Origin of the sequence: Bifidobacterium tibiigranuli, from assembly GCF_009371885.1 — a bacterium.
Classification (GTDB): domain Bacteria; phylum Actinomycetota; class Actinomycetes; order Actinomycetales; family Bifidobacteriaceae; genus Bifidobacterium; species Bifidobacterium tibiigranuli.
The window spans coordinates 54,010-79,405 of the sequence record NZ_QLZA01000007.1 but is presented as its reverse complement, the minus strand read 5'-3'; the positions used below and the strand labels follow the sequence as shown (position 1 = coordinate 79,405).

Here is a 25,396-nt window from a genome sequence, read left to right as displayed (position 1 = left end):
GCGTGCGGCGCACACGATACTTGTATATATAAGGTATGCATCCGGTCTCAGGGCATTCCGACTTTGACCTCGTTATAGTGCCAGGAAATGCCTGACATCCGCGAACTCCTGCTCGCATACGTCGTGGCCCATATCAGGGTAGACATGCGCATCCACATCGGCGAAGCGCGCCAGCGAACGACCGATCGCCTCCTGCTGCTCGGCCGGAACCCTCGTGTCGAGTGCGCCATAGCCCAGGAAGACGCGCGAGGGCTGATCCGTGATCTGCTCGACGACCAAGGACTCCTCGATTTCCTCATCCCCGTCGCCGTCATCATCCGCACCGTCATGGAAGGAAGGCGAAAGCAGCACAGCCGCGTCGAAAACATCCGGGTGCTCGGCCAGCAGCCGATACGCCAAATACCCGCCCTGCGAGAATCCGATGGAGACGACGGGCCTGTCGTGCATCGCGGTCGCGTCGAGCATGTCGACAATGTCGTCGCCGACTGCCGAGCACCGGTCACGGATGGCCGCATTATCGTCGGATCCGCTGTCGTACCAGGCATTGCCGCCTTGGCCCTCGCGGCGAATCGGCCCGCGGACCGACATGTAGTCGGCATCCGGGTCGATGGCGCCAAGCATGCGAATCATCTCGGTCTCGTCGTTGCCGTACCCATGAAACATCACGTAGAGTTTGGCATCGGACCGGTGATCGGTCTCGATGCTGCTTATCGTCGTGAATCTCATCCACACCTCCTGCAGCGGCTAGTCACCGCCTCAACCTTTCCATTATCACCACTCCCCTGTACCTTTGCGTTGTTTCTGCCCCATGGCTACCGGGCGAAGGCATTGCGGAGGAAGGGCAACGAAGCCTTTCTGCGCCCACCTCTTCTCATAGCGAACGAAAGCGCGCGAAACGACGCCCGAGGTGCGATACTGTCGGTATGACAACCGATAGCAGGGAAACCAGCAGCACGACTACCGAGCGGCCCGGCGATGCAAGCCAGGCAATTTCGATCAGCAATCCGCAGCATGAGCCGCAGACTCAGGATGCCTATTTCGCGGGTGGCTGCTTCTGGGGAATCGAGCGCTATTTCCAAGGCGTCGATGGGGTGAGCACTACCCAGGTCGGCTACGCACAGTCCAAGGTTCCCAGCCCCTCCTACGAGCAGGTCTGCTCAGGCGAGACCGACGCGGCGGAAAGTGTGCGCGTGACCTTCGACCCGGCACGGGTGACGCTGCGCACGCTCGCGCTGTTGCTGCTCGATGTGATCGATCCGTATTCCGTGAATCAGCAGGGCAACGACACGGGGCGTCAATACCGCTCAGGCATGTTCTTCACCTCGCCAGACCAGCAGGCCGTATATGATACGGCGCTGCAGCAACTGGCCGCACGGAATCCGCGCACGCCTGCCGTTGCAGTCGAGGAGCTGCGCAATTTCTACAATGCCGAGGACTACCACCAGGATTACCTTGACAAGAATCCAGGCGGCTACTGCCATATCCCTCTTGACAAGATTTTCAACGTCGGCCGACGGCAGCGCTACATCGAGCGCGTGTGGGAGCTGAGTCCGGAAGAATACGCGGTGACGCAGGAGGCGGCGACCGAGCGGCCCTTCGACAATGCCTACGACCAGACCTTCGAGCCAGGCATCTACGTCGACATCGTCAGCGGCAAGCCTTTGTTCCTTTCGAACGACAAATACGATTCCGGCTGCGGCTGGCCGGCGTTCTCAAAGCCCATCGATGATTCCGCACTCACCAATCACCGCGACACAACGCTCCCTGGCCGCCCCCGCGTCGAAGTGCGCACCGCCGACTCGCAGATTCATCTCGGCCACGTCTTCGACGACGGGCCACAGGATCGCGGCGGTCTGCGCTATTGCATGAACTCAGCCTCACTGCGCTTCGTCCCGCGCGAGCAGATGGAGACAGAAGGCTACAGCGAGTACCTGCCGCTGCTCGATAAGTGATTGCGGCTTGTATTGAAGCTATCGCAGCTCAATACCCGCCTCGCGCATTGCAACCCGCGCAGCCTCCCCGGATTCAGGGCTGACTGGAACGGTGAGATCCGAGAACACTGTCACCTCGTAGCCGAGCTGCTTCGCGTCGAGAGCTGTCGCCTTGACGCAATGGGACTCGGCTATGCCCACCACGTCAACGTGGTCAATGCCCGCGGCCTTCAAGGCATTGGCAAGGGTGCGACCCGCCCGTTCCTGCGCCTTGACCTCATCGCGTGACGGGATGGCATCAGTGTTGTCTTCGATGCCTTCGAATCCCGAGTACGCGGCGCTGTACTGCCCCTTCTTGAAATGATGCGCGATGCCCAGCGCGGCGATGGCAGGGTGCAGCTGCGCGTTCGGCGTGGACGCCCGGCCGTGCGGTGGCCATGTGTCCACGAAATCGGGATGCTCCGAGAAGTGCGAACCCGGCTCGATATGCCAATCCTGCGTAGTGGCCATATAGGCATAGTCGCCACGATGCTCGCTCACGAACGCCGCGATGCGCTCGGCCACGGCGTTGCCGCCCTGCACGCCCAGCTCTCCCCCTTCGCAGAACGTCGGCTGCACATCAACGACAATAAGCGCCTTGGACATACGCTGCTCCTTTTTATATAGGCCACTACTCGTCATATGGCGAGTGTGCCTTTCGCGGATTCACCAGCTTGTGACGTTATTGCCATAATAGACAACTGTATTTTCATATCGCAACAGTGAGTGAACGCTTCTGTAGGGATTCGTTTATTTTTAACATTGTGCCGCAATCCGGGCCACGCTGCTCTGCTAAGAATCGCGACGACCGCTGTGCAGAATCCGACGAAGATAGCACTTCAATACGTGAGTCAGGATTACCGGGTCGGTCAGCACAGCGAGCGTGTCCAACAGCACCTGAAATACACGGCGAAGCAAAAAACCAGCAAGACCACAGCAAACATCTAGTAACGCTGTCTGGCATGGTGATTCTTAGTCGGGGTTCAGACCAATTGTCCCATTGGAACGCGAAAAGGTCTGAGAAATCAGACTATCGAAAGCTACTATGCTCCAGCGGCAAGAACGCCAGCCTCTAGGACGACAGTAACCGAATTGGCGTTGCCGAGCACCAAGGCGCAGGTCTGGGCGCTCGGCGTGGCGAGCCCCACGAATAACACAAGTCCACGGCAACCAGACATGAAACCGACCTGGGTTTCCCCGATTTAGTCGTCACCCAAAACCATAACTTGGCATTAAGAATTACCACAATCATGCATTAGGAGATGCCATAATCTGACATTAGGCCTTACAAAATAGCGCGTGATACCAATCCAATACCAGCATCATCATCCACGCGGCAGCTCCGCACCTCGCCGACACCACAAAATTCAGTCCTAAGCGTAAGATTTCCTACGGTTTTCGTTCGCCATACGGCGACGTGCGCCACCCTACGACAGTCGAGGTCGACTACTGTGCCTTGCGCGCTGCAACCGGCCTCGACTGCCCGTGCAAGCGCGATATCATGCGCGAAACCCTGAGAAGAGGATGACAGAGGACACTATGGAATACACGCTATTCACCAAACTGGCCGCGGAATTCGTCGGGACTGCGCTCCTGATGGTCTTCGGCAACGGCTCCGTCGCGAACGTGGAGCTGAGCAAGACCAAAGGCCACCATGCTGGCTGGGTCAACATCGCGATGGGCTACGGCTTCGGCGTGATGTTCCCCGTGCTCATGTTCGGCGGCATTTCGGGGGCGCATGTCAACCCCGCCATGACCATCGCGCAGGCCGTCAACGGCATGTTCCCGTGGAGCGAGGTGCTCCCGTACATCGTGGCGCAGCTGCTCGGCGCACTGGCCGGCCAGCTCATCGTCTACGTGACGTATCTGCCGCACTACGCCTCGACCACCGAGCCCGAAGCGATTCTCGCCACCTTCTGCACCACCGACGCGGAGGACAACCGCTTCAACTACTTCATCAACGAGTTCTTCGGCACCTTCCTTCTGGTGCTCGGTGCCCTGTGTGCGCTGTCGAATCCGTGGGGCGCAAAGAACCTTGGCGCCGCAGCCATCGTCGTCGGTTTCATCGTCTGGGGCCTGGTGACCTCGATGGGCGGCCCGACCGGCCCGGGCCTGAACCCCGCACGAGACTTGATGCCGCGCATTCTGCACGCCATTCTGCCTATCGAGCACAAGGGCACCTCGCGCTGGGGCGAAGCCTGGATCCCAGTCGTGGCCCCCATCGTGGGCGCAACCGTCGGAGCCTGGCTGTTCAAGCTGCTCTTCGCCTAGCCTTCGGCAATACTCCAAATACTCCAGCTAGCTCAACGACTCAAAGGCTCAACGGTCAAATGCCGTTGAGCTTTTGCTGCTTCAGCACATATCCCGCTAGCTTGCTCTGCCGTTTTCTCCGCCATCACCCCGAGAATTGTTGTCGTGAGGCTCGTGCAACACTAATCCGCTACGGTGGAGCAAGTTGCTTTGAAGGATCTTCGAAAGGTCGATAATAATGGCAAGAAAACGCATTCTCACTGCGAGCACCATTCCGCTGATCGCGATCATGACGGCCATCACCACCGTGCTTACTTTCGCGGTTCGTATTCCCTCGGCCCCTACACGCGGTTACTTCAATCTCTCGGATGCCATGATCTACTTCTCTTCGCTAGCATTCGGCCCGTGGATCGGCGGCGTAATCGGCGGGCTCGGCCCGGCCTTGTCCGATCTGATCTCCGGCTACCCACAGTGGGCCGCATTCACCTTCGTGATCGACGGCGGCCAAGCGGTAATCATGGGACTTATCGTGAAGAAGTTCAAGCCGTCGTATCTTGTCACCGGCTCCGTGGTATCAGCCGTCTGGAAGGTACTCGGCTATCTTGTTGCCGGCACCTTCCTCTCCGGCTGGGGCCCAGCACTCACCGAAGTCCCGGGCAACTGCGTCCAAGCCGTGTTCGGCCTCGTGATTGGCCTCGCACTGTTCACCGCCATCCGCAAGGCGTATCCGCCGCTAGTGCGCATCGGCAATCTCGGATACGAAGTATCGTTGCCCGAGGACAGCAAGCAGTAAGCTAAGACGACGTGATTGGTAAACGTTAATTATCCAGTGCGGTGTGGCATGACAGGCAGGTTATGCCACACCGCACAACACTATGCGCACAACAGCGGCCAACACTATGCAGCCGACAACGCGCCCAACAAACCAAAGAAACGACCATATGACGAACATCATCGAGGCACATGACCTGAGCTGGCACTACATGCCGCTCACGGCAGACGGCCAGCCCGTACAGGCGCTGGATCATGTCTCATTGAGCGTGCGCCAAGGTGAATTCCTTGCCGTCACCGGCGCGACAGGAGCTGGGAAAAGCACGCTGTGCCTTGCCCTGACTGGGCTTATTCCCAGTTCAGTCGACGGTTTCATACATGGCCAAGTGCTCGTCAACGGCGACGACACGAACCAAGCCGCGGTCGCGGATATCGCCCGGCACGTCGGCTATGTGCAACAGGAGCCGCGCGCACAACTGTTCAGCATCACCGTCGAGGACGAGATCGCATTCCCGTTGGAGAACATGGGCGTGCCCTACGATCAGATGGATCGCCGCATCACCGAGGCGCTGAATCTTGTATCCATGAACGAGTTCCGTAGGCGCAAGCCCACCGCGCTGTCGGGCGGCCAGATGCAGCGTGTGGCGATTGCGGCTGCGCTGGTGAGCGAGCCGGACGTGCTGATACTCGACGAGCCCACTGCGGCCCTTGATGCGGCAGGGAAGGCGGAGGTCTTTGCCGCACTCGAGGCAATACGGCGCCAGCGTCCAATCACCATCGTGATGGCGGAGCAGGAGACGGACTGGATTACACAATGTGCCGACCGTGTCATTGTTATGGATGAGGGTCGCATCATCAGACAGGGCGACCCTGCGCTGTTTGCCGACGACCCGGAGCTGTTTATCAGCAACGGCATCGAACTTCCCGAAGCATGCGAAATGGCGTGGAAGCTCAATGAGACCGAACACTGCACGGAGGGCGCAAACAGTTCGGGCACCGTCGATGATGCTAACGGCGGCCATGCGTATCATTTTGCGACGACAGACGAAGCCCTGCGAGCACTGAGCAATGGCGGATTGGCTGCATTAGGCGGTCAGCAGGTTGAATCACACGCATCCACCGTGTTGTCTGCGCAATCACCGTTAACGTCGCCCTCTATGCCGTCCATGTCGTTCGCATCGACACAATCGGTTCAGGCAATGCAGCCGGAGCGACGCGATCTGACAAACCAGGCGGATCAGCCAAGGCAGCATGTTCGCACAGGCCAGCAGCATTCGCCACGCCGAAATTCACCAGACCGGCAGCTTTCCTCGGGCATCGCCATCTCGCATCTGTCCTACAGCTATGACGATTCTCCGGCACTCAGCGATGTTAGCCTGAGCATCCCTAGCGGCATGTTTCTTGCGCTGCTGGGTCGCAATGGCTCGGGCAAGACTACGCTCGCCAAACATCTCAACGGCTTGCTGACGCCCACTTCGGGCAGCGTCACCGTCGACGGACTCGACACCAGCAAGCACCCTATCGGAGTACTTGCCCAGCATGTGAGCATGGTCTTCCAGAATCCGGACGATCAGATCTTCTGCAGCAGCGTGCGCGACGAAATCGCGTTCGGCCCCAAGTCGATCGGCTACGACGCCGACCAAGTACAACAACTAACCGACGACGCTATACGCCAGTTCGGTTTGCATGATCTCAGCGACGCTCCTCCGGCGACGCTGGGATATGGCGACCGTAAGAAGGTGGCCATAGCCTCCGTGTTCGCCATGAATTCGGGAATCATCGTGCTTGACGAGCCGACCGCAGGACTGGATCGCGCAATGGCCGACCAGCTGCTGGGCATTCTGGCCAATCTCAACGCGCAAGGCGTCACCGTCATTATCATCTCCCACAATATGCGCGCCGTAGCTCGCATCTGCTCGCACGCGGCAGTGCTGGATGATGGGTGTCTACTGGGATTCGACACCACACGCGACATCCTCACCGATACCGCACTGCTTTCGAAGGCGGGTTGCGCCGTGCCGCTCGCCGTGCAGGCATCGCTTGCCTTAGGTGTTAAGCCGCACGAAGCGGCGCTGACGCCAGGTGAATTCGCCGCACGTTTCGTGCCTGCGACGCGCGTGCAATCCGACGCGACTCAACCCAACTCACCCACCCCCCACACCGGAGTGCCGCGATGAACGCTGATCTCTACGTCCCTGCTGATGGCTGGCTGCATCGAGCCGATCCGCGCGTCAAGCTTGCACTGGCTGCGCTGCTGCTTATCCTGTCGCTTGCGCTGCGTCAGACCGGTGTGATCATGCTCGCGCTGCTGGTCGAGCACGCGCTGCTCATCACTTCTAAGATTCCGCTGCGGCACATAGTACGAATCTGGAAGATGCTGCTCCCGCTGATTGCCATGATTGTCATCATGTGGCCGCTCTTCGACCACACGGGAGTCAACGTGCTGCTCAGCTTCGGGCCTTTCGTACTCACCGAGCAGAATCTGGTCATGGCCGCAGTGATGGGTCTGCGCGTCCCAGCGCTCGCCTTCGCGTGCTTTGTGCTGCTGTTCACCACCGATCAGTCGATGCTCGTGCGCGGCCTCGTGGCGCTGGGCGTGCCGTACCGCATCGGGCTGACGATATCCACCAGTCTGCGCTACATCCCCGAATTCTTCGCCATGTTCTCCACGATTTCGCAGGCCCAGCAGGCTCGCGGCCTCAACCTCAAGACGCGAAAGACCAGCCTCGCCAAGCGCTTCCGCGCTTACATCCCCGTCATCATCGCCGTGCTCATACAAGGGTTCAAGATGGGCGAGAATGTCGGCCGCGCCATGGAGTCACGAGGTCTGGGCATGCAAGGCGTGCGGCGCAGCTACTATCGCCGTCTGCGTATGAGGCCCGCCGATTGGGTGATTCTCGTCATTGCCATGCTGTGCGCGGCCGCAGTCGTTGCGCTGGCGATGGCCATATAGTCTGTTGATTTGCCCAATTCCCGGCTTTCCGTGTGCTTTACTTGTTCCATTCTCTACGCACATTCCTCGTATGCCCTGCCTATAATTCCCTTCTCACCATTAACTAAGCACTTTGTGCTAATCAACTGATTAAACAAGAATTCCGAGTCATCGCCATGCATGCAGGATCGGCTTAATTCCAACAGTTCGATGAGTGATATTTCAATCGATACTTTATATAAGTGCTTAAAAGACGAAAAAAGTGCTGAATAAACGCCCTGCACCGTGCAGTATCGTCTCATTGTGTCCATCCAGCTCCACACCGTATCGAATTCTCGTTGAATTCTCGTCTACTAAGCACTTTTTTCGTCTATTAAGCACTTCGCAAAGTAGACACCGAATTCAACGCAGGGCATTTTGGCGGAATACCGCCATTCTAGGTAATCCTCTCGGAGTCACTTCGACGTGTGAGGACAGACGATTCATGCAAATGTGCTTAATAGATTTCACATAGCGGCCGTACTTGCTGCCATACTCATTGCGACGAGCGTACTGGACGCATCAACCATGACTATGCTTGGCAAAGGATAAGGCGCGCGATATATTCGCAAACAGATGAACGGGAACGGGCAATACTCAACGTGATCAAAAACCACAGGCCCGGTACAACGGCAGGAGCAGACATGACGCAGCACTTCAACGACAGCATACCCGAGCTCACTATGGCGTCCGGACCGACCACCATCTATCCGCAGGTGCTCGCCGCGATGTCCAAGCCGATGATGCACCATCACGATCCGCATTTCACCGCTCTCATGCACGGCGTGACCGACAAGCTTGCGAAGGTGTTCAAGACCACTGGTACGGTGCTGCCCATCGCGGGCGAGTCGATTGTCGGCTTGGAAATGGCCGCGTACAATCTCGTGCAGCCAGGCGACGTGTGCATCAACATCGTGACAGGCGTGTACGGGGCAGGCTACAGCCGCGTTCTCAAGGCCTATGGCGCGCAGGTGGTCGAGGTCAGGACGGCGTACAACAGCTCGGTGACGATGGATATGGTGCTCGACGCGATGGACAGCAATCCGCAGGCCAAGATCATCGCGATGGTCCACTCCGAAACCCCCTCCGCCAGCGAGAATCCGATCAAAGAGATCTGCATGGAGGCGCGTAGGCGCGGAATGCTGAGCATTGTGGACTCGGTTTCGGGCATCGGCGGCAGCAATGTCGAAACGGATGCGTGGGGCATCGATATCTGCGTGACCGGAAGCCAGAAATGTCTCTCCTGCTCGGCCGGCATGGCGTTGGTCTCCGTCAGTGACAAGGCGTGGGACGCAATCATGGTCTGCCCTCGCTATGATTCGTCGTATCTGTCGTTCAAGCCGTGGCAGCGCAAGTGGCTCGAACATAGCGTGCTGCCGTACACCGCGCCCATCAGTTTGGTGTACGGACTGGATGCTGCGTTGGACATCATCCTCGACGCTGGCATCGATGCGACGATAGCACGGCACGAGACCGCAGCGAAGGGCATGCGTGCAGCAGTGCTCGCCTCCGGGCTAGAGCTCTGGATAGACGACGAATCCCACGCCGCCCAAAGCGTCACCGCCATACGGATTCCGCAAGGAGTAGAAGACGAAGAGCTGCGCGCCACCCTGCGCGAAAGCTACGGCCTGTGCGTCTCCGGCGGCCTCGGCCCCATGGACGGCCAGCTCGTTCGCATCGGTCACATGGGCGCCACCGCCACCCGCCAACGCACCATCACCGCCTTCAGCGCATTGGCCTGCGCGCTAGCTGATCTCGGCCACCCCATCGACGCCACTTCCGGTCTGGATGCGTTACGCGAGGTATGGAGCAGGCAGTAATACCAGTCCTCTACTCCATCACCGTCTCGTACTACTGGGCTTTGCCCCGTGGCTGCTCGGGCATTGTCGCAGTAGACTGCAATCGGCGACTATGGGTCGCATATATGCTCTTCTACTGCAATGTCATACGTCCGAAAAATCTATTTCCAACTCAATATTATGATCTGCTTCCCAGCTAGGAGTAAGCTTTTCTTCGGCACTGCTGCCGCAAAGGGATGAAAGAAGATGATATGGGCTGGAGACTGCGCAAAAGCATCGGCGGAAAATATTTCCGAATCAATATCGGGAAGAGGGGAATCAACAGCGTCACGTTCGGAGGCAGAGGCAAGCCTCATGTGACAACCGGGAAAACAGGGACTCGCGTCGGCGCGGCAATTCCCGGAACCGGCCTGTCGTATACGCATAAGATCGATGATCTTGGCGGCAAACCTCAAATGAGGAAACAAGAGCAATCTCACCGGATCACGCAAACAGACACGCAGCATTCCTCCCGTGCCGACGATGCCCCAACCATGGCATTCCCAGTTCAAATTCCTAATCCAGCACCATCAGCACCCAGCGATAATGGCCCCATTCCCAATACGCCCGGAGGAAAGCATGCCGGCCACGATTCACTCCCCTGGTCGAAGCTGGCAATCGCCTCCGTGATTCTCGGCGTGGTGTCGCTTGTTTGCTTGATAGCCAAAGCGCCTGATTTCGGAGCCTTTCTCGCGCTCATTGGAGCCGTCCTTGGCGCGGCCAGTCTTGTCGTGATTCAGCTGCGCAAACGACGCCGCAGCACGCTCCTTGCAACGATCGCCATCATCATATCCATAGCATTATTCGTTGCATGTGCCTCAGCAAGCCCCTCTGCCAGCTCGCCGTCTCCATCAGCGACGCATAGTGTGTCGGCTGCTCAGAAGGCGAATGCCGCCAAAGAAAAAGCCGCGAAAAAAGACCAGAAAGAGAAAGCGGCAAAAGAGGCGATCGAACTCAGCGCAGCGAAAACAGCACTGTCGCAAAAGCTCAACGAAGCCCATGCGCTTCTCGATTCTTCCAATGGAAATGTCGCCGACGAATCCACACGCGACGCCCTCAATGCTGACATCACCACTGATGAAGCTATGAATTCCACGCAGCCCGGCAACTGGACGGCGGCGGTTCAGCCTCTTCAGTCTGCGATGGACGCAGTGAATGGCAGCATTGGTCAAAAACAGCAGAATGATGCGGCCGCCGCCCAAGCCGCAGCAGCTGCGGCTGCCGCAGCGCAAGCCAAGGCCGAGCAACAGGCACAACAGCAAGCCGAACAGCAAGCAGCTCAACAACAGGCTCAGCAACAGCAGTACCAACCACAACCCCAGGCGCAGCAACCCCAGCAACCAGCTGGGCCCGATACACTCACAGCCGTATGCAGCGATGGCACGCAATCAGTATCCAGCCCAGGCGCGCCGAATTACCGCGGCATGTGCTCCCATCATGGCGGCATAGCCCAAAAACTGGGGCACCAGTAGGCCAATCGCCTAGCAAGTCACGTGTTGTGCTGCCAATATCGTTCGTGCATACTTCATTGGCAGCACAACACGACCAAATGTGCACTTATCACGGCGTCGCATTCAAGACCAGTCTTGTCGCGATAATGAAATACTTCCTCGTCGAGCGCATCCGCGTACACGCGCAGATCGCGAACGCACATGCTTTCGAACAGCAACCCGAATGTTTGCAGGTCTTACAACAGGTATTGCAGACCGACGCCAAGTGCGGCCGCCGCTATCGAATGGTCGACGAAATGCCGGGTTTCAGCCGATCGAATCGCCGTCTTCGAGCGAAGATTCAGATTCCACGAGCACCGCGCATTTAGAGGCACCTTCCCCTCAATACGGCATCATAGATGCGCGGAAGATATTGCGAGTTCACAGGCATCATGCAACTCCTTGTCTCCTCTGTGTTTTCACCGTTCTCACTCTGCGTTTCCGCATTTGGACCGTTTCTGTTTCCATATTTGGACCAATTCTATTTACCCATTTGGACCGAATCTGTTTCCTTGTTTGGACCGTTTTCGCTTCCATGTTTGGCAGAACCGACCGATTAGCCAATCACGGCAAGACGTCTTCACACCATTCAATCAGTTACCCCGGCTATGGTTGAGAAGTAGCTGGGAAACCTTACGTCTCGCGCGGACTCTGTTGCTAGTCAGTCGTCCGCGAATGCAAACGAGCAGGTAGGCAGCCACGCAGCTTGGAATAATCGGGAAAGGAATCCAGAATAGTGAGCAATACCGCCTCAGAGCGTTTGACTTCAACAAGCACATCGTTGCAACCTCCGGCGCAACGCCACACGTTCTCTGCAGCACAAACCGCGCTTTCCACGTCTCTCACGCAACAACAGCTCGCCCGCGATCCCTCTGACATCCTGTTCTATATCGCGCTGGCCCTGCTCCCCGTGGATGGCACGCTGCTGGGCATACCGCTGCCCTATTGGACTCCGCTTTCGCCGTGGTTCTTCCTGGCATACGCACTGGCGAACTGGCGCTACCTGCGGCTGACATTGCGCGCGTATCTGCCGTTTTTCCTGTTCCCTGTACTGCTCGTGGTGACGTCAATATATGGGTGGCAAACCGTTGCCGTGCATGCCAATGCAATCGCGCTGTCATTCGTCTCGCTTCTGCTCGGCTTGGCCTGCCTGGCATCGATCGACATCGCATTCACGCGGAAGCACTTGTCGGCGCGCGCAGCGATCACGGTTGTGGTGTGCACCTACTGGTTCGCCTTTGCCGTCGGCGTCGCGCAGTTCATCGCGCTCAAGCTGCAATCGGACGCGACTTTGCACTACTTCGCAGCCATGATGTACCGCCGCTACATCCGCGTCAGACCGCAGTTTCTATTCGCCGAGCCGTCGTACATCGGCATGCATATTTTCGGCGTGCTGCTCCCGCTCTTCTGGCTGACGCGCGACCGACGGCTCGCAGCGCTGATTCCGGTTTTCGCAGCCGGGGCGATCGCTATGGGCTCGGGCACGCGCATCATCGTCGATTCCGCCGTGGCGCTGTTTCTGTGGCTGCTCAGCGCGGTGAATTTCCGCAATCGCAAGGCAACCTGGGGCTTCGTCGCCGGTTCCTCGGCCATAGCAGCTGGCGGCCTGCTCGCTGTCATCCTCAATCCACGGCTCAATGATCTGGCGACGCGCGGCGTGCTCGCCGGCGACCCCTCGATGTCGGCCAGAATATTCCACATGCTCGCGCCGATGTGGTCATGGAAGCACGACCTGAGTCATTTCCTTTTTGGCTGGGGTGCAGGCAATATATCCGAAGCCGTGCGCGACGGCTATGCAGGCGCACGGCAATGGTTCGATGACCACGGCGGCGTGGCAAATTCGGAGATCAACGGGCTCGCCAATCCCCCCACGAACACCTTCACGATGAGCGCCTATTCCAGTTTCATCACGGAATTCGGCATCATTATGTTCGCACTGCTCGTCGTGATGATGCTCGTCCACGTCACCAAACATCACGCTTGGAATCGCACTACCGTATGCTGGCTCGTTCTGACCGCATATCTTTATATCCAGTTCGAGTCATACGCCTTCTACGCCCTGTGGCTGCTGGTTTTCGCCGTCGGTAGTGGTTGCCTCTCCGTCAGACGAAAAGTTGACGATATCGCCATCAATACAACGCAGTGAAGGAAATATCCTGAAAATCCTTACTGCTGAGGCTGATCCTTTGGAGTCGTCTCTGTAGGACTTGATGTTGGATCCGTCGGCGTTGTCGTACTCGGTGCCACAGATGGCTCCGTTGTAGGTTCAGCCGACGGCGCAGGCACAACAGGCTGAGCCGGCGTCTGCTGCTGCTGGTTCTGCTGAGCCTGCTGTTGCGCTTGCAACTGAGCCTGCTGCTGCGCGGTGATCTGATTCTGCACGACGAGGTCGCTCATCGAAGACTTGACCGCGTCGCTCGCGGTCTGCAGCCCGGTCAGCGCATTCTGCATGGCTGCCGCGTCGGGCTTGTTCTGCCCCAGCAGCGTATTCGCGGTTTTAATTGCGGTTTCGAGCGCGACACGTGTGGAGTTGTCGGCCACGCTGTACAGGCTGTTGTTCAGCAGGGTCTGCGCATCGGCGGTGGCCGTTTTCAGGTTCGCCTGAATCGCGGCAGCGTTCGCCGTATCCTTGGCGGCCTTGCTCGTCGTCACGGCCTTGGCGGCTGTGGTGATGTCATCGGTGCTGCCCCTGAGCGCAGCCGCAAGACGCTTCGCGTCCTTGGCGTTGTCCTGCAACGCGTCGGCCGATAGGGATGCCGGGCAGCCGGCGGCGACGCTTATCGAGTTTGCCTTGGAAACGGCGTCGCGCAGCGTAGTGACGGTTTTCGCATCCGTCACCTGATCGGATGTGACGCCCTGCATCGATTTCGTATTGCGCAGCACCGTGGCCAGGTCGGCATCGGCCTTCGAGTATTCGCCAGTGGCGGCATTGCATGCGCTCATAGCCTGTCGGTACTCGACAGTGTCCCTGTGCTGCCGCCACAGGAAGTTCCCTCCCACTGCCAAAGCAACAATTACGATCAGGACGACAGCAGCGATGACTATCTGCTTGACATGCGAGCGCGGTGCCTCTTCAGGATCCGCTTTGTGCAAGCCTTGCTTGGCATCAAGTGCATCAGACGCGCCGCTGATGATAGCGTCGAAATCGAACTCCGCAGGCGCAAAGGTTTCAGTCGTGGCCTGAGATGGGCGCTTCGAATCACCTAGGAACAGCGGCAGCCCGCCAGAGAGCGCAGCCGTCGGAGCGCCCGATTGCTGGCGCCGAGCCTGAATTTTCTCACGTTTCGCAATCGCCTCGGGAGAGGGAATGTCAATCGCGGGTATGTCCCAGAACGTGTCAACGATGTCGTTGCTCGCCAGCGGAGGTGTCGGTATCGGTGTCGGTGTCGCAAGCAACTGCTGGCCGTCCGCAGCTAGCGGCGCGGCAGCGGCAGTGACAGGAGCAGAAGCAGTGGGGGCAGCAGCGGAAACAGAACCATCAGCAGCGGAGAATGCAGCAGAGTTATCAGCATTAGCAGCAGGCTTGCCAGGAACCGCGAAGGCCAGAGTGGCCGTCTGCGCATCCGGCTTGTTCTTCCGCTCAGCCACGGGAAAGTCGAAATTCAAATCCGCGTTCTGAACCTTGCTGCGACTCATGCTTTCGGCACTCCTCTTTCTCTTTCCTCTGAACGCTCATCACGCCGATGAACGCCCGCTCACGGTCGTTGATCTGCCCTACAGTCAACCGCAACTTCAACAATCAGTAATCGGTAGTTGTCAATTGCGCCGGACCGTCGAAGCCGATACATCAATTAATCAGCTATCCGCGCTGCCTAGCTCTATCGGCTAGTCGACTCAGTGGTGCTTACCCTTCCCCTTGGTCTTGGAGCTCTCCTTGTCGTCTTTGCTGCTGACTGTATCCTCGTAGTAGTAATAGTTCTTCGAATGGCTCTTCTTCGGGTTGGCGAAGTTGAAGACGTAGCCAAGCACTGGCACTTCTGCGGCGCCAAGAGCCTGCACGGTGGACGCAAGTTCCTTCTTTTCCGCTACGCCCTTGCCCACGACCATCACGACGCCATCAGCCAAACGGCCGAAAACCGCCGCATCGTTGGATACGGACATCGGGGCCGTGTCGAGAATCACGTAATCGTACTGCTGAAGCGCCTGCTCGACCATCTCATGCATGACCTGCGAATTGAGCAGAATGCTCGCGTTGCCAGGGCGCTTGCCCGCAGGAAGCACGTGGAAGTTGGGCTTCCAGTACTTCTGCACGATATCGCGCGGAGAGGCCTGACCCGAAAGAATATGCGACAGACCGACATGCCCTTCGATGTCAAGGGACTTCGCCACGGACGGATGGCGCAAATCGGCATCGATCAGCAGCACGGTCTTGCCGTCTTCGGCGATGGCTGCGGCCGTGTTGACCGAAACCGTGGTCTTGCCTTCCGACGGCTCCGTAGAGGTGATGACCAGCAGATGACCGTGATTGCGCACATCGGGGTTCAGGAACGCGATGTTGGTGCGGATGCGGCGGAATTCCTCGGCCTCGCGGCTGCCCGTGTTGCCCACCACGGCAGGGCGCGTGTCATCAAAGATATCGGATTTCGGCACCGTACCGAGCGAGGAGGTCTGAGTAAGTTCCTTGACCTCGTCGGTGTCGTCCACCTTGGTGTTGATCATGTCCTTCAGCAATGCCGCGCCAATCGCCGCGATAATGCCCAGAATGATTCCGGCGGCGAGATACAGTGTGGTCTTCGGCGAGCTGGGAGCCTCGGGCGGTACGGCCTTCTGCACCACCGACAGCTGAATCGGCGACTTGCTCGTGCCGTCGGTGTACAGCGCCGAGGAAATCTGCTGCGAGAGGTTGTTGGCCACGCTGTTGGCGATGTCGGCCGACTTCTTCGAGTCCCCCGCCACCACCGACACATCCACCATGAAGGTGTTGCTCGGGTTGGTGGCCGTGACCATGTCGGCCAGATCGGAGACCTTCATGTCCAAGTTCAGATCGCTAATCACCGGCTGCAGCACCGCCTGCGTTTTGATCAGCTGCGGATAGGTCTTGATCTGCGTGGATAGATACGTCGCGCCCGAGCTCATCTCCGACGAGTTCTGCTGCGCATCCGTTTGCCCGGTGTAGGTGGCGAACAGCTCGGCCGTCGCCGTGTACTTCGTCGGCGACATGAACGTGAACGCGGCAACCGCTGCGAAAACGACGCAGAACGTCACGATTACGGTGGCGATATGCTTGCGGATAATCTGCACAAGGTCGACGATGGTCAACGCAGTCCCTTACTCTTCAAAACATTTAAGCATCATCACGTTACCATCGAGAGCGGATTTGCGGCGTCCTCGGAGGATTCCCCCACAGGGTATACATATTGTCGACGTTGCGGCTCGATTCGTTGGCGTCACTGTTGGTGGCACCGTTGGCGTCAGGGTGCCGTCTTTCGCCGGGCAATTGCGCGGATTCAGACGTGTATAGAGGCACGAGAATATCGTACGCAAGGAAACCGCATTTCGCGTATGCCGACGTGTATGCCTTGCCATTGCACTGCCACTGCCCTGCCACACGCCCAGCTAGAGCATGCCAAGAACCAAGTTTCTTTTATAAAAGAAATGCATCCTATCAGCAGGGTTTCTTTATTGTATGGAAGAAACTCGCGGCAGCATACTTCATTGGGAACGCATAATATTCTTGAGTAACGATTGTTCTTGAATTGTCGAGATGAGGTCTCGAATCGAGTTCCCGAACCGAATTCTCGAGCACTCCGGCATCGCAAAGGAAATCTTATGAAGCAGCAGATATTGGGGAAATCCGTCGAGCAGTGGGTCAGCGAATTGCCGTTGCTGCGAGACATCATGGATTGCCGGGAAGTCACCTGGTTCAACGCCAATCATGTCAGCTTCCGCGAGGGCGCACCCGATGTAGGTTTGACGACGGCGGATATCGGCGACGCCGCAGCGCGGCTTAAACGATTCGCGCCGCTTATCGCCGAGCTGTTCCCCGAGACCAAAGGCACGGCCGGCATCATCGAATCGCCTCTGGTGACGGTTCCGGATCAGCAGGAAACGCTGGGAAAGCGCTACGGCCAACGCCTTCCCGGCCAGCTTTGGGCCAAGCTTGATAGCGAGCTGCCGATAAGCGGCTCGATCAAGGCCCGCGGAGGAATATACGAGGTGCTCAAGCATGCGGAAGACCTCGCAATCGGGGCCGGGCTGCTGTCACAGACGGACGACTATCGCAAGCTGGCCAGCGAAAAGCTCCGGAAGTTCTTCAGCGGCTATAAAATCGCCGTCGGCTCCACGGGCAATCTCGGCCTTTCCATCGGCATCATGAGCGCGGCACTCGGCTTCGACGCCAGCGTGCACATGTCCGCCGACGCCCGGCAGTGGAAGAAGGACAAGCTGCGGTCACATGGCGTCCACGTCCACGAATACCAGGACGACTATTCCGTGGCGGTTGCGACGGGGAGGAAGGAATCTGCAAACGACCCGAAGGCGTATTTCGTTGACGACGAAAATTCGCCGACGCTATTCCTGGGCTATGCCGTGGCTGCGCACCGTCTCGCCGGCCAGTTGCAGGCCTATGACGTGAAAGTTGATGAATCGAATCCGCTGTTCGTCTATCTGCCGTGCGGTGTCGGCGGCAGCCCGGGCGGTGTCGCCTTCGGCTTGAAGAGCGTGTTCGGCGACAATGTGCGGTGCATCTTCGTGGAGCCGACCCATTGCCCATCCATGCTGCTGGGCGTCTACACCGGCTTGAACGACCACGTGAGCGTTCAGGATTTCGGCATCGACAACGTCACTGCGGCCGACGGTCTGGCATGCGGCCGGCCGTCGCAGTTCGTCGGCAAGGCGATGCGCCGGGTTATCGACGGCTTCTGCACCATTGACGATGATGAACTCTTCAGAATCGAAGCCAACCTCCACGACTCGACTGGAATCGACATCGAACCCTCCTCAGCAGCCGGCTTCGCCTGCCCTTGGCGCGTGCTCGCGAGCGCACAGTACCGGGAGGAAACCGGCCTTGACGACACTACCATGTCGCACAGCACCCACTTGGCATGGGTCACCGGCGGCTCCATGGTTCCTCGTGATGAGATGGCCGCATACATCGCACGAGGCGAGCGGCTGCTGAGATGATGGTGGGTGGCGGGTGGCGAATGTTGGGCGTTCGTTGGCGCGCTGTGTTCGAAATAGCCAAGAAAACTCTAGGCCACAAATCAAATGCAAACGGGGTTACGGCTGTAATAATCGCGAATGGAGTCCTTCGTGATCTTCGTAGTGCATGACGCCGTTTGCGGCAAACCAGCACGCGCCTCGCGCCAAGGATCCTCTCCGTGGGTTCGAGAACTCAGCTGGTTACCTGTCAACCCAGCCAGTGAACTACATACTGAATCAATCAGACGTTTCTCCTGGTCGGTAAGCTCCTTCACACCAGTCAGGGCACCCTCGCGTATGAGGAACATCCCACGATGACACGCGTACAATTCAACGCTGACCGGACCGCCCCGCCAAGCCTGAAAATCCTCAGGAAACAAGGGACGCCCACTATGAGCCAGTGACTCCGCTTGAGAATAGAACGCCAACTTCTGCAATTTCATCGTAGTCATCGAACCGCAGCGCCGAAGAATATATGCTGCCACGTCAATAATACTGGTCATGTGTCCCTCCTTTCCTATTCAAATTAATATAGTATATGGCTTATGACATTGGACAACGTGGAATCCCCGGTTAGCCGAAACGCAGCAACGGGAGCAGGAAGAATTCTGCGTAACAGCCCTAGCTCCCATACCGCCGACGAATACCAAACATCATTCGCAATTGCACAGCGATGGCGCGCTCAGCATGTCGAACCTACAGAAAGCTGTTTCAAGCATGTCCTCGACTGTTCAAGGCAATTTGATCAGTCAGTAGCTACATATCGTCTTAAACGCATGAAATCCATCATCGGGAAGATTCGACGGCCGCAGTCACACTTCAAATTAGGGGAACTCGATGACATCGGCGGTTGCCGCCTCATCGTCAAGACAAATGATGATGTCAGCAGAGCCGCCGAATATCTGCAATCTACATTATCGTTAAAAAATCACGGCCAAGCCCAGAAAGATTACATCTCTTCTCCGGCAAGAAGCGGCTACCGTTCCCGTCATCTTCTGACCAACATCCCTACAGATTACGGTAACTATCACGTCGAAATCCAGATTCGTACAAAGCTGCAGCATTATTGGGCAACTGCCATAGAGGCCACGGATGAAATTTACGGAACCAATTATAAAAGCGGCGGAGCAGACACTCATCTTTCGGCAGTTGATAACGATAGAATACGATTCTTCACCACAGTTTCTAGCTTATTCGCTCTTGAAGAGCGTTCCCCGCAAATTCCCGGATTCACAGGTGACAGGGATTCGCTCATTGGTCAGCTCAACGAGTTGGACTGTGCCAGTCAGCTCCTTAAGGATCTGAGAGCAACCACCGATAGCGTTTTTGAAATTCATACGAAACTGACAGAATGCCCTGAACTATTTCTACTGAAATTTTCTCGCGCCAATCAATACCTTGATATCGATTCCTTTCAACAAGACCATCTGAAAGATGCACTGATTCAGTACGACAAGCTCGAGAGCGAAATCCAATCGGGTTCCTCACAGCAAATCCTTAGTTCCACTGATGCCGACACTTCTTATGACAATGTCGTATTGGTGTACGCACAGAACCCAAAACAACTGGACATTGCCTACCCAAACTATTCCGCCAATGTCAACCAATTTGTCGAAATAGTTTCTCATTATTTGGATTGACACCCCATCACCAAGAGCCATCTTTATCATTCTGTCAGAATATTCTTATGTGCCTTGCACCCCTCGTCCAAGGGGAACAATGTTCATCTATTCGGCGATAGGCTGCGGCTTTATGACCGACATATTCCATTTTCGACAGTCGAGCCGGTGAGCGTGGCAAGGCATGAGGCTCGCGCGCTAGGCGAGCCGCCAATACATGCTGTTGGAGCCGGGAATCGAACTGAACCCGAAATGCGTGTAAAACGAGCGAGCCGAATCGTCATAGGGCTCAACGACGATGGCGCGCGATCCAAGCTGTTGGCTGATGCCGCGTGCGCGCGTTATGGCATCGTGCAGCAACTTCCAGCCGAGGCCTTTGCCTTGAAATTGCTGCGAGACGCCAAGCATGCCGATGAGAATTGCAGGGATGCGGTCCGGCGTATTGCGACGCAGCCATCCGCCTGGCACGTCGTCTCGGTCAATCGAGTATGCGCTGAACGTATAGAATCCGGCAACCAGTTCAGATATAAAACCAAAAGCTCAGAATACCTATAATCCAAGATTAATGTTGGAAATTACCTACTCTCAAACCGCTTTCTTGCGCCCGCGTTGCTTCATGGTGCCCGCAACGGCATTCGCCGTATCGAATACGACTGCTTTCTCGTCCTTGTTGAGCGTGCCGGCAGCCGTCTGGTAGGAGATTTCACCCTCCGGAGCCGGCCTGAGCGTGAAGAATTTGCCAATCGCGGCAACAAGCACCTTATTGCCCACCGTCACCGACGAGACCTGCTTGCCCTCGGGCTTGCTGAACTTGATCGCGTTAGCGTCACGCCCGGTGCACGCCTGGAGGGCGACCTGCCTGGTCTTGTCGTTGATCAGCACCTTCACGTACGCCGGATAGCCCAGCTCGACCGCAGTCGCCTTATTGAACCTGACTTTAGAATCCATCACCGTCATCGTCAGCTTGCCAACAGGCTCCGTAATAGCCACTTCCTCAAATCCCTGAAGACTCATTCCTAACCTTCCTTATCAATCATGCAATTATTTATGCAATATATTTATATAATAGTCTTACATTATCGCTGCTATTGTTCAAATATAATTACTACTAATAAATTAATATTAGCAGTCTGTATAACTAGATTCTGCTGGTACTTGAAAATTGCGTGACCACAGTTCAACGACCAGCCTCACGACTAACCTCGATACATGCATGTAGAAGGGAAATTAAACTACATTGTATGTATCTTTTTACATATATCTGATGTTGTTTGAAACTAAAAATATAGCTATATCTGTGTCCAAGTTTTCCACCGCACCTCCGGCATTCAACACACGCTCACAATTCAAAGGAAAAACCGTGAATAGCACCAAGCGTTGCCTGGGAACACTGGGGAGCTATCGGAAACTATGGGAAACCCGAGTTCTATAAATTCTTATGTTGATAGTCAATATACTTGGAAACTAACGGTTAATACGTTATTATCCAAGTATGAAAAGTCGCGAGGCGCTGCACGTACTCAGCGAGGTCACCGAGTCCCAATGGGGCCTGGTTACCTCGGCGCAGGCAAGTTCGCGCGGCATCAGCCCCATGACTATCACCCGTCTATGCAAGTCTGGCGATCTCGTCCGGATTGCGCATGGCATCTACCGAGACGCGGGTTCCCCCAGCGACGAACATGAAGCGCTTCGCGCGGCATGGCTGATGACCGAGCCTGGCAAACCCGCCTACGAACGACTTTCCGAACATCCTATTGGTTTTGTCGTCTCCGGCGAATCGGCAACACGGCTTCACAACATCGGAGATCTGCGTGCACAACATCACGAGTTCACTACGCCCCGCAGAAAGCAAACACAGCGGGCAGATACGCGGTACCGAATCGCCATGCTGCCTGAACAGGACATCACCATCAAGAATGGGCTACCCGTTACCACACGCGAGCGAACCATAGCTGATCTGGTCGAGAGCAGGTACGATCTGAGCCTTATTGCCGACACACTACGGGACGCCTGCACGCAGTTCAATGTCAATACATCCCGCCTCACTGAGCTGCTCAGCCCGCTGGCCAAACGAAACGGGCACGGCAGCGGTGACGGAGCTGCTCTGCTGGAACAACTGCTTGTCATTGCAGGAATCAACCAGAGCGCTCTCGCCCATGAAGTTGCATCCGACCCCAAGCTTGGCAGCCTAGTGACTGAACGCTATCTGGAATCGCTCTATGAGAGCCTCGACGCTCTCCCAGATTCCGATTCACTTCCGCTGCAACACGCCATCACCGCAGTGCTTAATGCCATGCGTGGCACTCTCTTCGAGTCTGCACATACCCAAACCAGTCAGCAGGTTGACAATATTGCCCAGATAGCAAATATCCTGCAATCAGTTCCTAAGCCAGATATGAAAGCAATCCCACAGACGCTCAAAACGACATAGACAAAATCTTCGCGTGGCACAGCTCGTCTGCCACGCGATGACATGCCTTCGCCAAGTTGCCCACCCTCGTATACAATAATGCGAATACACATTGATGTGATAACAGCAGAAGCAAAACAGCAAGGCAACCCATGGATCATGAGACCTCATACGCAAGTCCTGCGGCGGTGGAGCAAGCCATCAAAGCCGCAGCGAATCAAGCCTTTCGCGCGGATGCTTCTATTTCTGTAGACGAGCGCATCCGATTGGAACACTTTCACCGCTTCCTTAGTCGCATCTTCTCTCAGGAAGGCAACCATGCTTGGGTGCTGAAAGGCGGCACAGGCATGCTGGCGCGAATTCCCTCCGCACGAGCGACGATGGATATCGATCTATATAACCACGATCAATCGCTCGACAAGGCGCTGACAGAGCTTCGTCGACTGGCGTCCATAGACCTAGGTGACTTCTTCCGATTCCAGTTCACGGGCTACAGCAAAACACTCATTGGCACCAACAACGATTACACGAATGGGTACCAGATCAACTTCGATGTCTATATCGGCGTGCAGAAGAAACGAAGCTTTCACGTCGACCTAGTCACTGCGACAACGACAACCGATGATGTGGAGATTGCAGCACCTGCGAATGCCTTGAATCTCCCGAAACTAAAAAGCTATCCGTATCGGCTATATCCGGTCGCAGACCAAATCGCCGACAAGGTATGCGCAACCATCGCGCTGTACAACGGCAAACCATCAAGTCGCGAGAAAGACCTTGTTGACCTTGTCATCATGGTAACCACATATGACATCGATGCGGCAAAACTCCGAAAAGCTCTAGTCGCCGAGAAATCACGGCGCAGCCTCACATTGCCCACCGTCTTTCCCGTGCCAGCATCATGGGGAGTTAGGTATGCAAAACTGGCTCATGACGTGCCAACTTGCAGCGAATATAAACATATCGATGCGGCAAAAGAGCTGATGAAGGATTTTCTGAATCCGATTCTGGGAGCATAGGCAGGTACCTATGCTGCGAAGCATGCGATTTGGAGTCACGTTCGATGTCGGTGGGATGTTTCGTCGAACGCTTAGCGTTAACGGGCTCACCTTTGTGGTCGCTTAATTCGACTTGATTGATGTGCCAACGAAATAATTGCGAAGAGATTAAACTGACTATCTATATTGAAGCTAGAGGAATATGCGACAACCTTCATGCCAACATAGGAACGAGGCCAGCGGCATAAGTTTTCACCTCATGCATGTGTAGAGAGAGAGCTTGTCCCGCATCAGCAAAACTGACACGTTTCCCCCTACCATATATTGTCTGCTTCAGAAGCGAAGAGCTTTCATGTACTATTCCATCTGGCTCGTCAAACCTAAATCCTTTGTCTGCCAGTTCAATGCAGCATGCCCGGTATCGCGCATCTGTAAGCAATCCGATTGCATGCAACCGGTGCGTCATTGCCAGTGCAGACACTTTCCAGTACCGTTTCGCCGCGAATATTCTTTCCAGTGTCGGATTATCCAATTGCTGAGCCAAAATCCTACTTCTCGGCATAAGGAATTCAGAAGCGAATTTGTTGGCTTGCTGTTCTCTTTCGCGTGAATCAGCTGGGGACATATCTGACCCGCCATGTAACACCAAATGCCCCAATTCATGAGCAATATCGAATCGTTGTCTCTCCCCTGTCTTTGAAGTGTTCATAAACATATATGAAGTATCATCTCGTGTTAAACAAAAAGCATCAATATCTTTAGCGCTAGGATTGAGAGATAAAACTCGGACACCCTTCGATTCAATCAGATGCATCATATTTGAAATTGGGCGATCGCTCAAACCCCAACGCTTTCGAACCATGTCTGCTGCCAGTTCTGGATCCACTTTATCGAACGTAGGTATATTAGACGACGGCAGAAGAAAGTTTTGTGACAGCAGTTCATAGAATTCGACGCCAAGTGTGGCTTCAGCCAAAACCATGTTCCTCTGGCGCGCACTGGCTTTGCTCAGTTTCCGGAAGCTCACCGCCTCGACTGGTATGACTTCGATATCTCCACGATAGAAAAAACTTTCAGGGACATCGAGCGTAACTGACAGTCTTTGTAGCGAGTCTCTAGAGATGCTGGCACCCCCCTTCTCATAGTACGATAAAGATCGTCTTGAAATCCCGCTAGCAGCAGCTAAATCGACAAGAGTCATGCCAAGCCGCTGACGCGCAATTATTAATCTCGAGGGGGTAATTACAAAATTGTTCATTCAAATCAAAGGTTTTATAGGGGTTCAACAGGGACATCGAAGTCATCATCAGGCCCATCCGTGGCGAATGGGGACAAATCCCCCGTTGCGCTAAGGAACGGAATTGGGATACGCTGACTCCATTCTGTAACTACACCAGTTTTGTCATCCATCGCAGCCGGGCTGGAAAGTTCAAGATACAAACCAGCCGGAGTGTATTCATGCAGCAGGAAGAAAAAAGGAATTTCGTCGAAGACTGGATCTGATTCGTTTTCCTCCGCTTCGAACAAAGCATCCTGAGCATATGGTTTACTACTCAAACTCATTCTCGTCGAGCGTCCTTTAGCATTCGTGATAGGTCCATCTCCAGAGCGCGAAGAAAGTCCCTTTGCCGCACTGACCGTGAAGGACATAACGCCATTAGGATGAACCAACCGAGGCTGCATATGAAACTGAAGCAATCTCCATCCTTTCGGTTTCAACAGCGCAGTGAGGTCTTCCATAGAATCCTGATAGATATCACTGCCTTTGGCCGACGGCAAAGCTGCAGCAGTCCGATTCCGAGCATTCCTCAAGCCACGCGCCACACCCAGGTGAAGAATCTCAGTTGTCAAATTGAACTGAGCAAGCTCCTGATCCGCCCGCGAGAGGCCGCCCGGTTCAGACCAATCGTCATATTGATACACCTGCGTCATCCATCTT

The 25,396-nt window shown here is 56.0% G+C and carries 21 protein-coding genes and 1 pseudogene; 12 read left to right on the top strand and 10 right to left on the bottom strand.

All coding sequences use genetic code 11. The features are described 5' to 3' along the window. Positions 1 to 72 precede the first annotated feature (72 nt). Positions 73 to 726 (bottom strand): alpha/beta hydrolase, encoded by a 654-nt coding sequence (locus tag DDF78_RS07190; protein ID WP_152581226.1) that lies wholly within the window; start codon positions 724 to 726, stop codon positions 73 to 75. Positions 727 to 989: 263 nt separating this feature from the next. On the opposite strand from DDF78_RS07190, the gene msrA reads away from it, so the two are divergent. Continuing rightward, on the top strand, positions 990 to 1,952 hold the full coding sequence (msrA, locus tag DDF78_RS07185; RefSeq protein WP_415481874.1) for a peptide-methionine (S)-S-oxide reductase MsrA: 963 nt from the start codon (positions 990 to 992) through the stop codon (positions 1,950 to 1,952). Between the two features lie 18 nt (positions 1,953 to 1,970). Here the strand turns inward: msrA and DDF78_RS07180 are convergent, their stop codons facing one another. Next, entirely contained in the window at positions 1,971 to 2,576 is a 606-nt protein-coding gene (locus tag DDF78_RS07180) for an isochorismatase family protein (protein ID WP_152581224.1), read from the bottom strand. A 933-nt stretch (positions 2,577 to 3,509) separates the two neighbouring features. On the opposite strand from DDF78_RS07180, the gene DDF78_RS07175 reads away from it, so the two are divergent. The 6 genes from DDF78_RS07175 (at position 3,510) to DDF78_RS07150 (ending at position 11,272) form a co-directional block, all read left to right on the top strand. After that, on the top strand, positions 3,510 to 4,241 hold the full coding sequence (locus DDF78_RS07175; protein ID WP_152581305.1) for an MIP/aquaporin family protein: 732 nt from the start codon (positions 3,510 to 3,512) through the stop codon (positions 4,239 to 4,241). A 217-nt stretch (positions 4,242 to 4,458) separates the two neighbouring features. Next, complete coding sequence (locus DDF78_RS07170; protein ID WP_152581223.1) at positions 4,459 to 5,013, top strand: ECF transporter S component; 555 nt, start codon at positions 4,459 to 4,461, stop codon at positions 5,011 to 5,013. A 148-nt stretch (positions 5,014 to 5,161) separates the two neighbouring features. Then, positions 5,162 to 7,168, top strand: a complete 2,007-nt coding sequence (locus DDF78_RS07165) for an ABC transporter ATP-binding protein (RefSeq protein ID WP_162000773.1) — start codon at positions 5,162 to 5,164, stop codon at positions 7,166 to 7,168. After that, complete coding sequence (locus tag DDF78_RS07160; RefSeq protein ID WP_152581221.1) at positions 7,165 to 7,944, top strand: energy-coupling factor transporter transmembrane component T family protein; 780 nt, start codon at positions 7,165 to 7,167, stop codon at positions 7,942 to 7,944. The genes DDF78_RS07165 and DDF78_RS07160 overlap by 4 nt, the downstream gene beginning before the upstream one ends. A gap of 662 nt (positions 7,945 to 8,606) precedes the next feature. Further along, positions 8,607 to 9,782 carry a pyridoxal-phosphate-dependent aminotransferase family protein gene (locus tag DDF78_RS07155; protein WP_152581220.1) on the top strand — a complete coding sequence of 392 codons (1,176 nt, stop codon included), beginning with the start codon at positions 8,607 to 8,609 and terminating at the stop codon, positions 9,780 to 9,782. Positions 9,783 to 10,012: 230 nt separating this feature from the next. Then, the gene (locus DDF78_RS07150) at positions 10,013 to 11,272 is read left to right on the top strand and encodes a DUF4236 domain-containing protein (RefSeq protein ID WP_162000771.1); all 1,260 of its coding nucleotides are present in this window, start codon (positions 10,013 to 10,015) and stop codon (positions 11,270 to 11,272) included. A 77-nt stretch (positions 11,273 to 11,349) separates the two neighbouring features. On the opposite strand, the pseudogene DDF78_RS12230 reads toward DDF78_RS07150, so the two are convergent. After that, positions 11,350 to 11,604: pseudogene (locus tag DDF78_RS12230) on the bottom strand (DUF4143 domain-containing protein); the annotation flags it as partial. A 422-nt stretch (positions 11,605 to 12,026) separates the two neighbouring features. Between DDF78_RS12230 and DDF78_RS07140 the strand changes: the two are divergent. Beyond that, positions 12,027 to 13,436 carry a hypothetical protein gene (locus DDF78_RS07140; protein ID WP_237564597.1) on the top strand — a complete coding sequence of 470 codons (1,410 nt, stop codon included), beginning with the start codon at positions 12,027 to 12,029 and terminating at the stop codon, positions 13,434 to 13,436. Positions 13,437 to 13,456: 20 nt separating this feature from the next. Here the strand turns inward: DDF78_RS07140 and DDF78_RS07135 are convergent, their stop codons facing one another. Both DDF78_RS07135 and DDF78_RS07130 read right to left on the bottom strand, forming a co-directional pair. Continuing rightward, on the bottom strand, positions 13,457 to 14,926 hold the full coding sequence (locus DDF78_RS07135) for a hypothetical protein (protein WP_152581218.1): 1,470 nt from the start codon (positions 14,924 to 14,926) through the stop codon (positions 13,457 to 13,459). Positions 14,927 to 15,124: 198 nt separating this feature from the next. Next, on the bottom strand, positions 15,125 to 16,549 hold the full coding sequence (locus DDF78_RS07130) for a tyrosine-protein kinase domain-containing protein (protein WP_152581217.1): 1,425 nt from the start codon (positions 16,547 to 16,549) through the stop codon (positions 15,125 to 15,127). 510 nt (positions 16,550 to 17,059) lie between these two features. On the opposite strand from DDF78_RS07130, the gene dsdA reads away from it, so the two are divergent. Next, positions 17,060 to 18,412, top strand: coding sequence for a D-serine ammonia-lyase (dsdA, locus tag DDF78_RS07125; protein WP_152581216.1), 1,353 nt, complete (start codon positions 17,060 to 17,062; stop codon positions 18,410 to 18,412). 80 nt (positions 18,413 to 18,492) lie between these two features. Here the strand turns inward: dsdA and DDF78_RS07120 are convergent, their stop codons facing one another. Then, the gene (locus tag DDF78_RS07120; RefSeq protein WP_152581215.1) at positions 18,493 to 18,933 is read right to left on the bottom strand and encodes a Panacea domain-containing protein; all 441 of its coding nucleotides are present in this window, start codon (positions 18,931 to 18,933) and stop codon (positions 18,493 to 18,495) included. Between the two features lie 42 nt (positions 18,934 to 18,975). On the opposite strand from DDF78_RS07120, the gene DDF78_RS07115 reads away from it, so the two are divergent. Continuing rightward, positions 18,976 to 20,070: a RelA/SpoT domain-containing protein gene (locus DDF78_RS07115; RefSeq protein ID WP_152581214.1), complete on the top strand. Its 1,095-nt coding sequence runs from the start codon at positions 18,976 to 18,978 to the stop codon at positions 20,068 to 20,070. A gap of 177 nt (positions 20,071 to 20,247) precedes the next feature. Here the strand turns inward: DDF78_RS07115 and DDF78_RS07110 are convergent, their stop codons facing one another. Further along, positions 20,248 to 20,517, bottom strand: coding sequence for a GNAT family N-acetyltransferase (locus DDF78_RS07110; RefSeq protein WP_152581213.1), 270 nt, complete (start codon positions 20,515 to 20,517; stop codon positions 20,248 to 20,250). 117 nt (positions 20,518 to 20,634) lie between these two features. Further along, positions 20,635 to 21,063, bottom strand: a complete 429-nt coding sequence (locus DDF78_RS07105; protein WP_152581212.1) for a hypothetical protein — start codon at positions 21,061 to 21,063, stop codon at positions 20,635 to 20,637. A 478-nt stretch (positions 21,064 to 21,541) separates the two neighbouring features. On the opposite strand from DDF78_RS07105, the gene DDF78_RS07100 reads away from it, so the two are divergent. Both DDF78_RS07100 and DDF78_RS07095 read left to right on the top strand, forming a co-directional pair. Beyond that, entirely contained in the window at positions 21,542 to 22,480 is a 939-nt protein-coding gene (locus tag DDF78_RS07100; RefSeq protein WP_152581211.1) for a type IV toxin-antitoxin system AbiEi family antitoxin domain-containing protein, read from the top strand. Positions 22,481 to 22,611: 131 nt separating this feature from the next. Then, a complete protein-coding gene (locus DDF78_RS07095; RefSeq protein WP_152581210.1) occupies positions 22,612 to 23,478 on the top strand; it encodes a nucleotidyl transferase AbiEii/AbiGii toxin family protein in 867 nt (288 codons plus the stop codon). A 193-nt stretch (positions 23,479 to 23,671) separates the two neighbouring features. On the opposite strand, the gene DDF78_RS07090 is transcribed toward DDF78_RS07095, so the two are convergent. Together DDF78_RS07090 and DDF78_RS07085 are read right to left on the bottom strand one after the other, a co-directional pair. Beyond that, entirely contained in the window at positions 23,672 to 24,715 is a 1,044-nt protein-coding gene (locus tag DDF78_RS07090) for an ImmA/IrrE family metallo-endopeptidase (RefSeq protein WP_152581209.1), read from the bottom strand. A gap of 14 nt (positions 24,716 to 24,729) precedes the next feature. Beyond that, positions 24,730 to 25,389, bottom strand: a complete 660-nt coding sequence (locus DDF78_RS07085; protein ID WP_152581208.1) for a hypothetical protein — start codon at positions 25,387 to 25,389, stop codon at positions 24,730 to 24,732. Positions 25,390 to 25,396 lie beyond the last annotated feature (7 nt).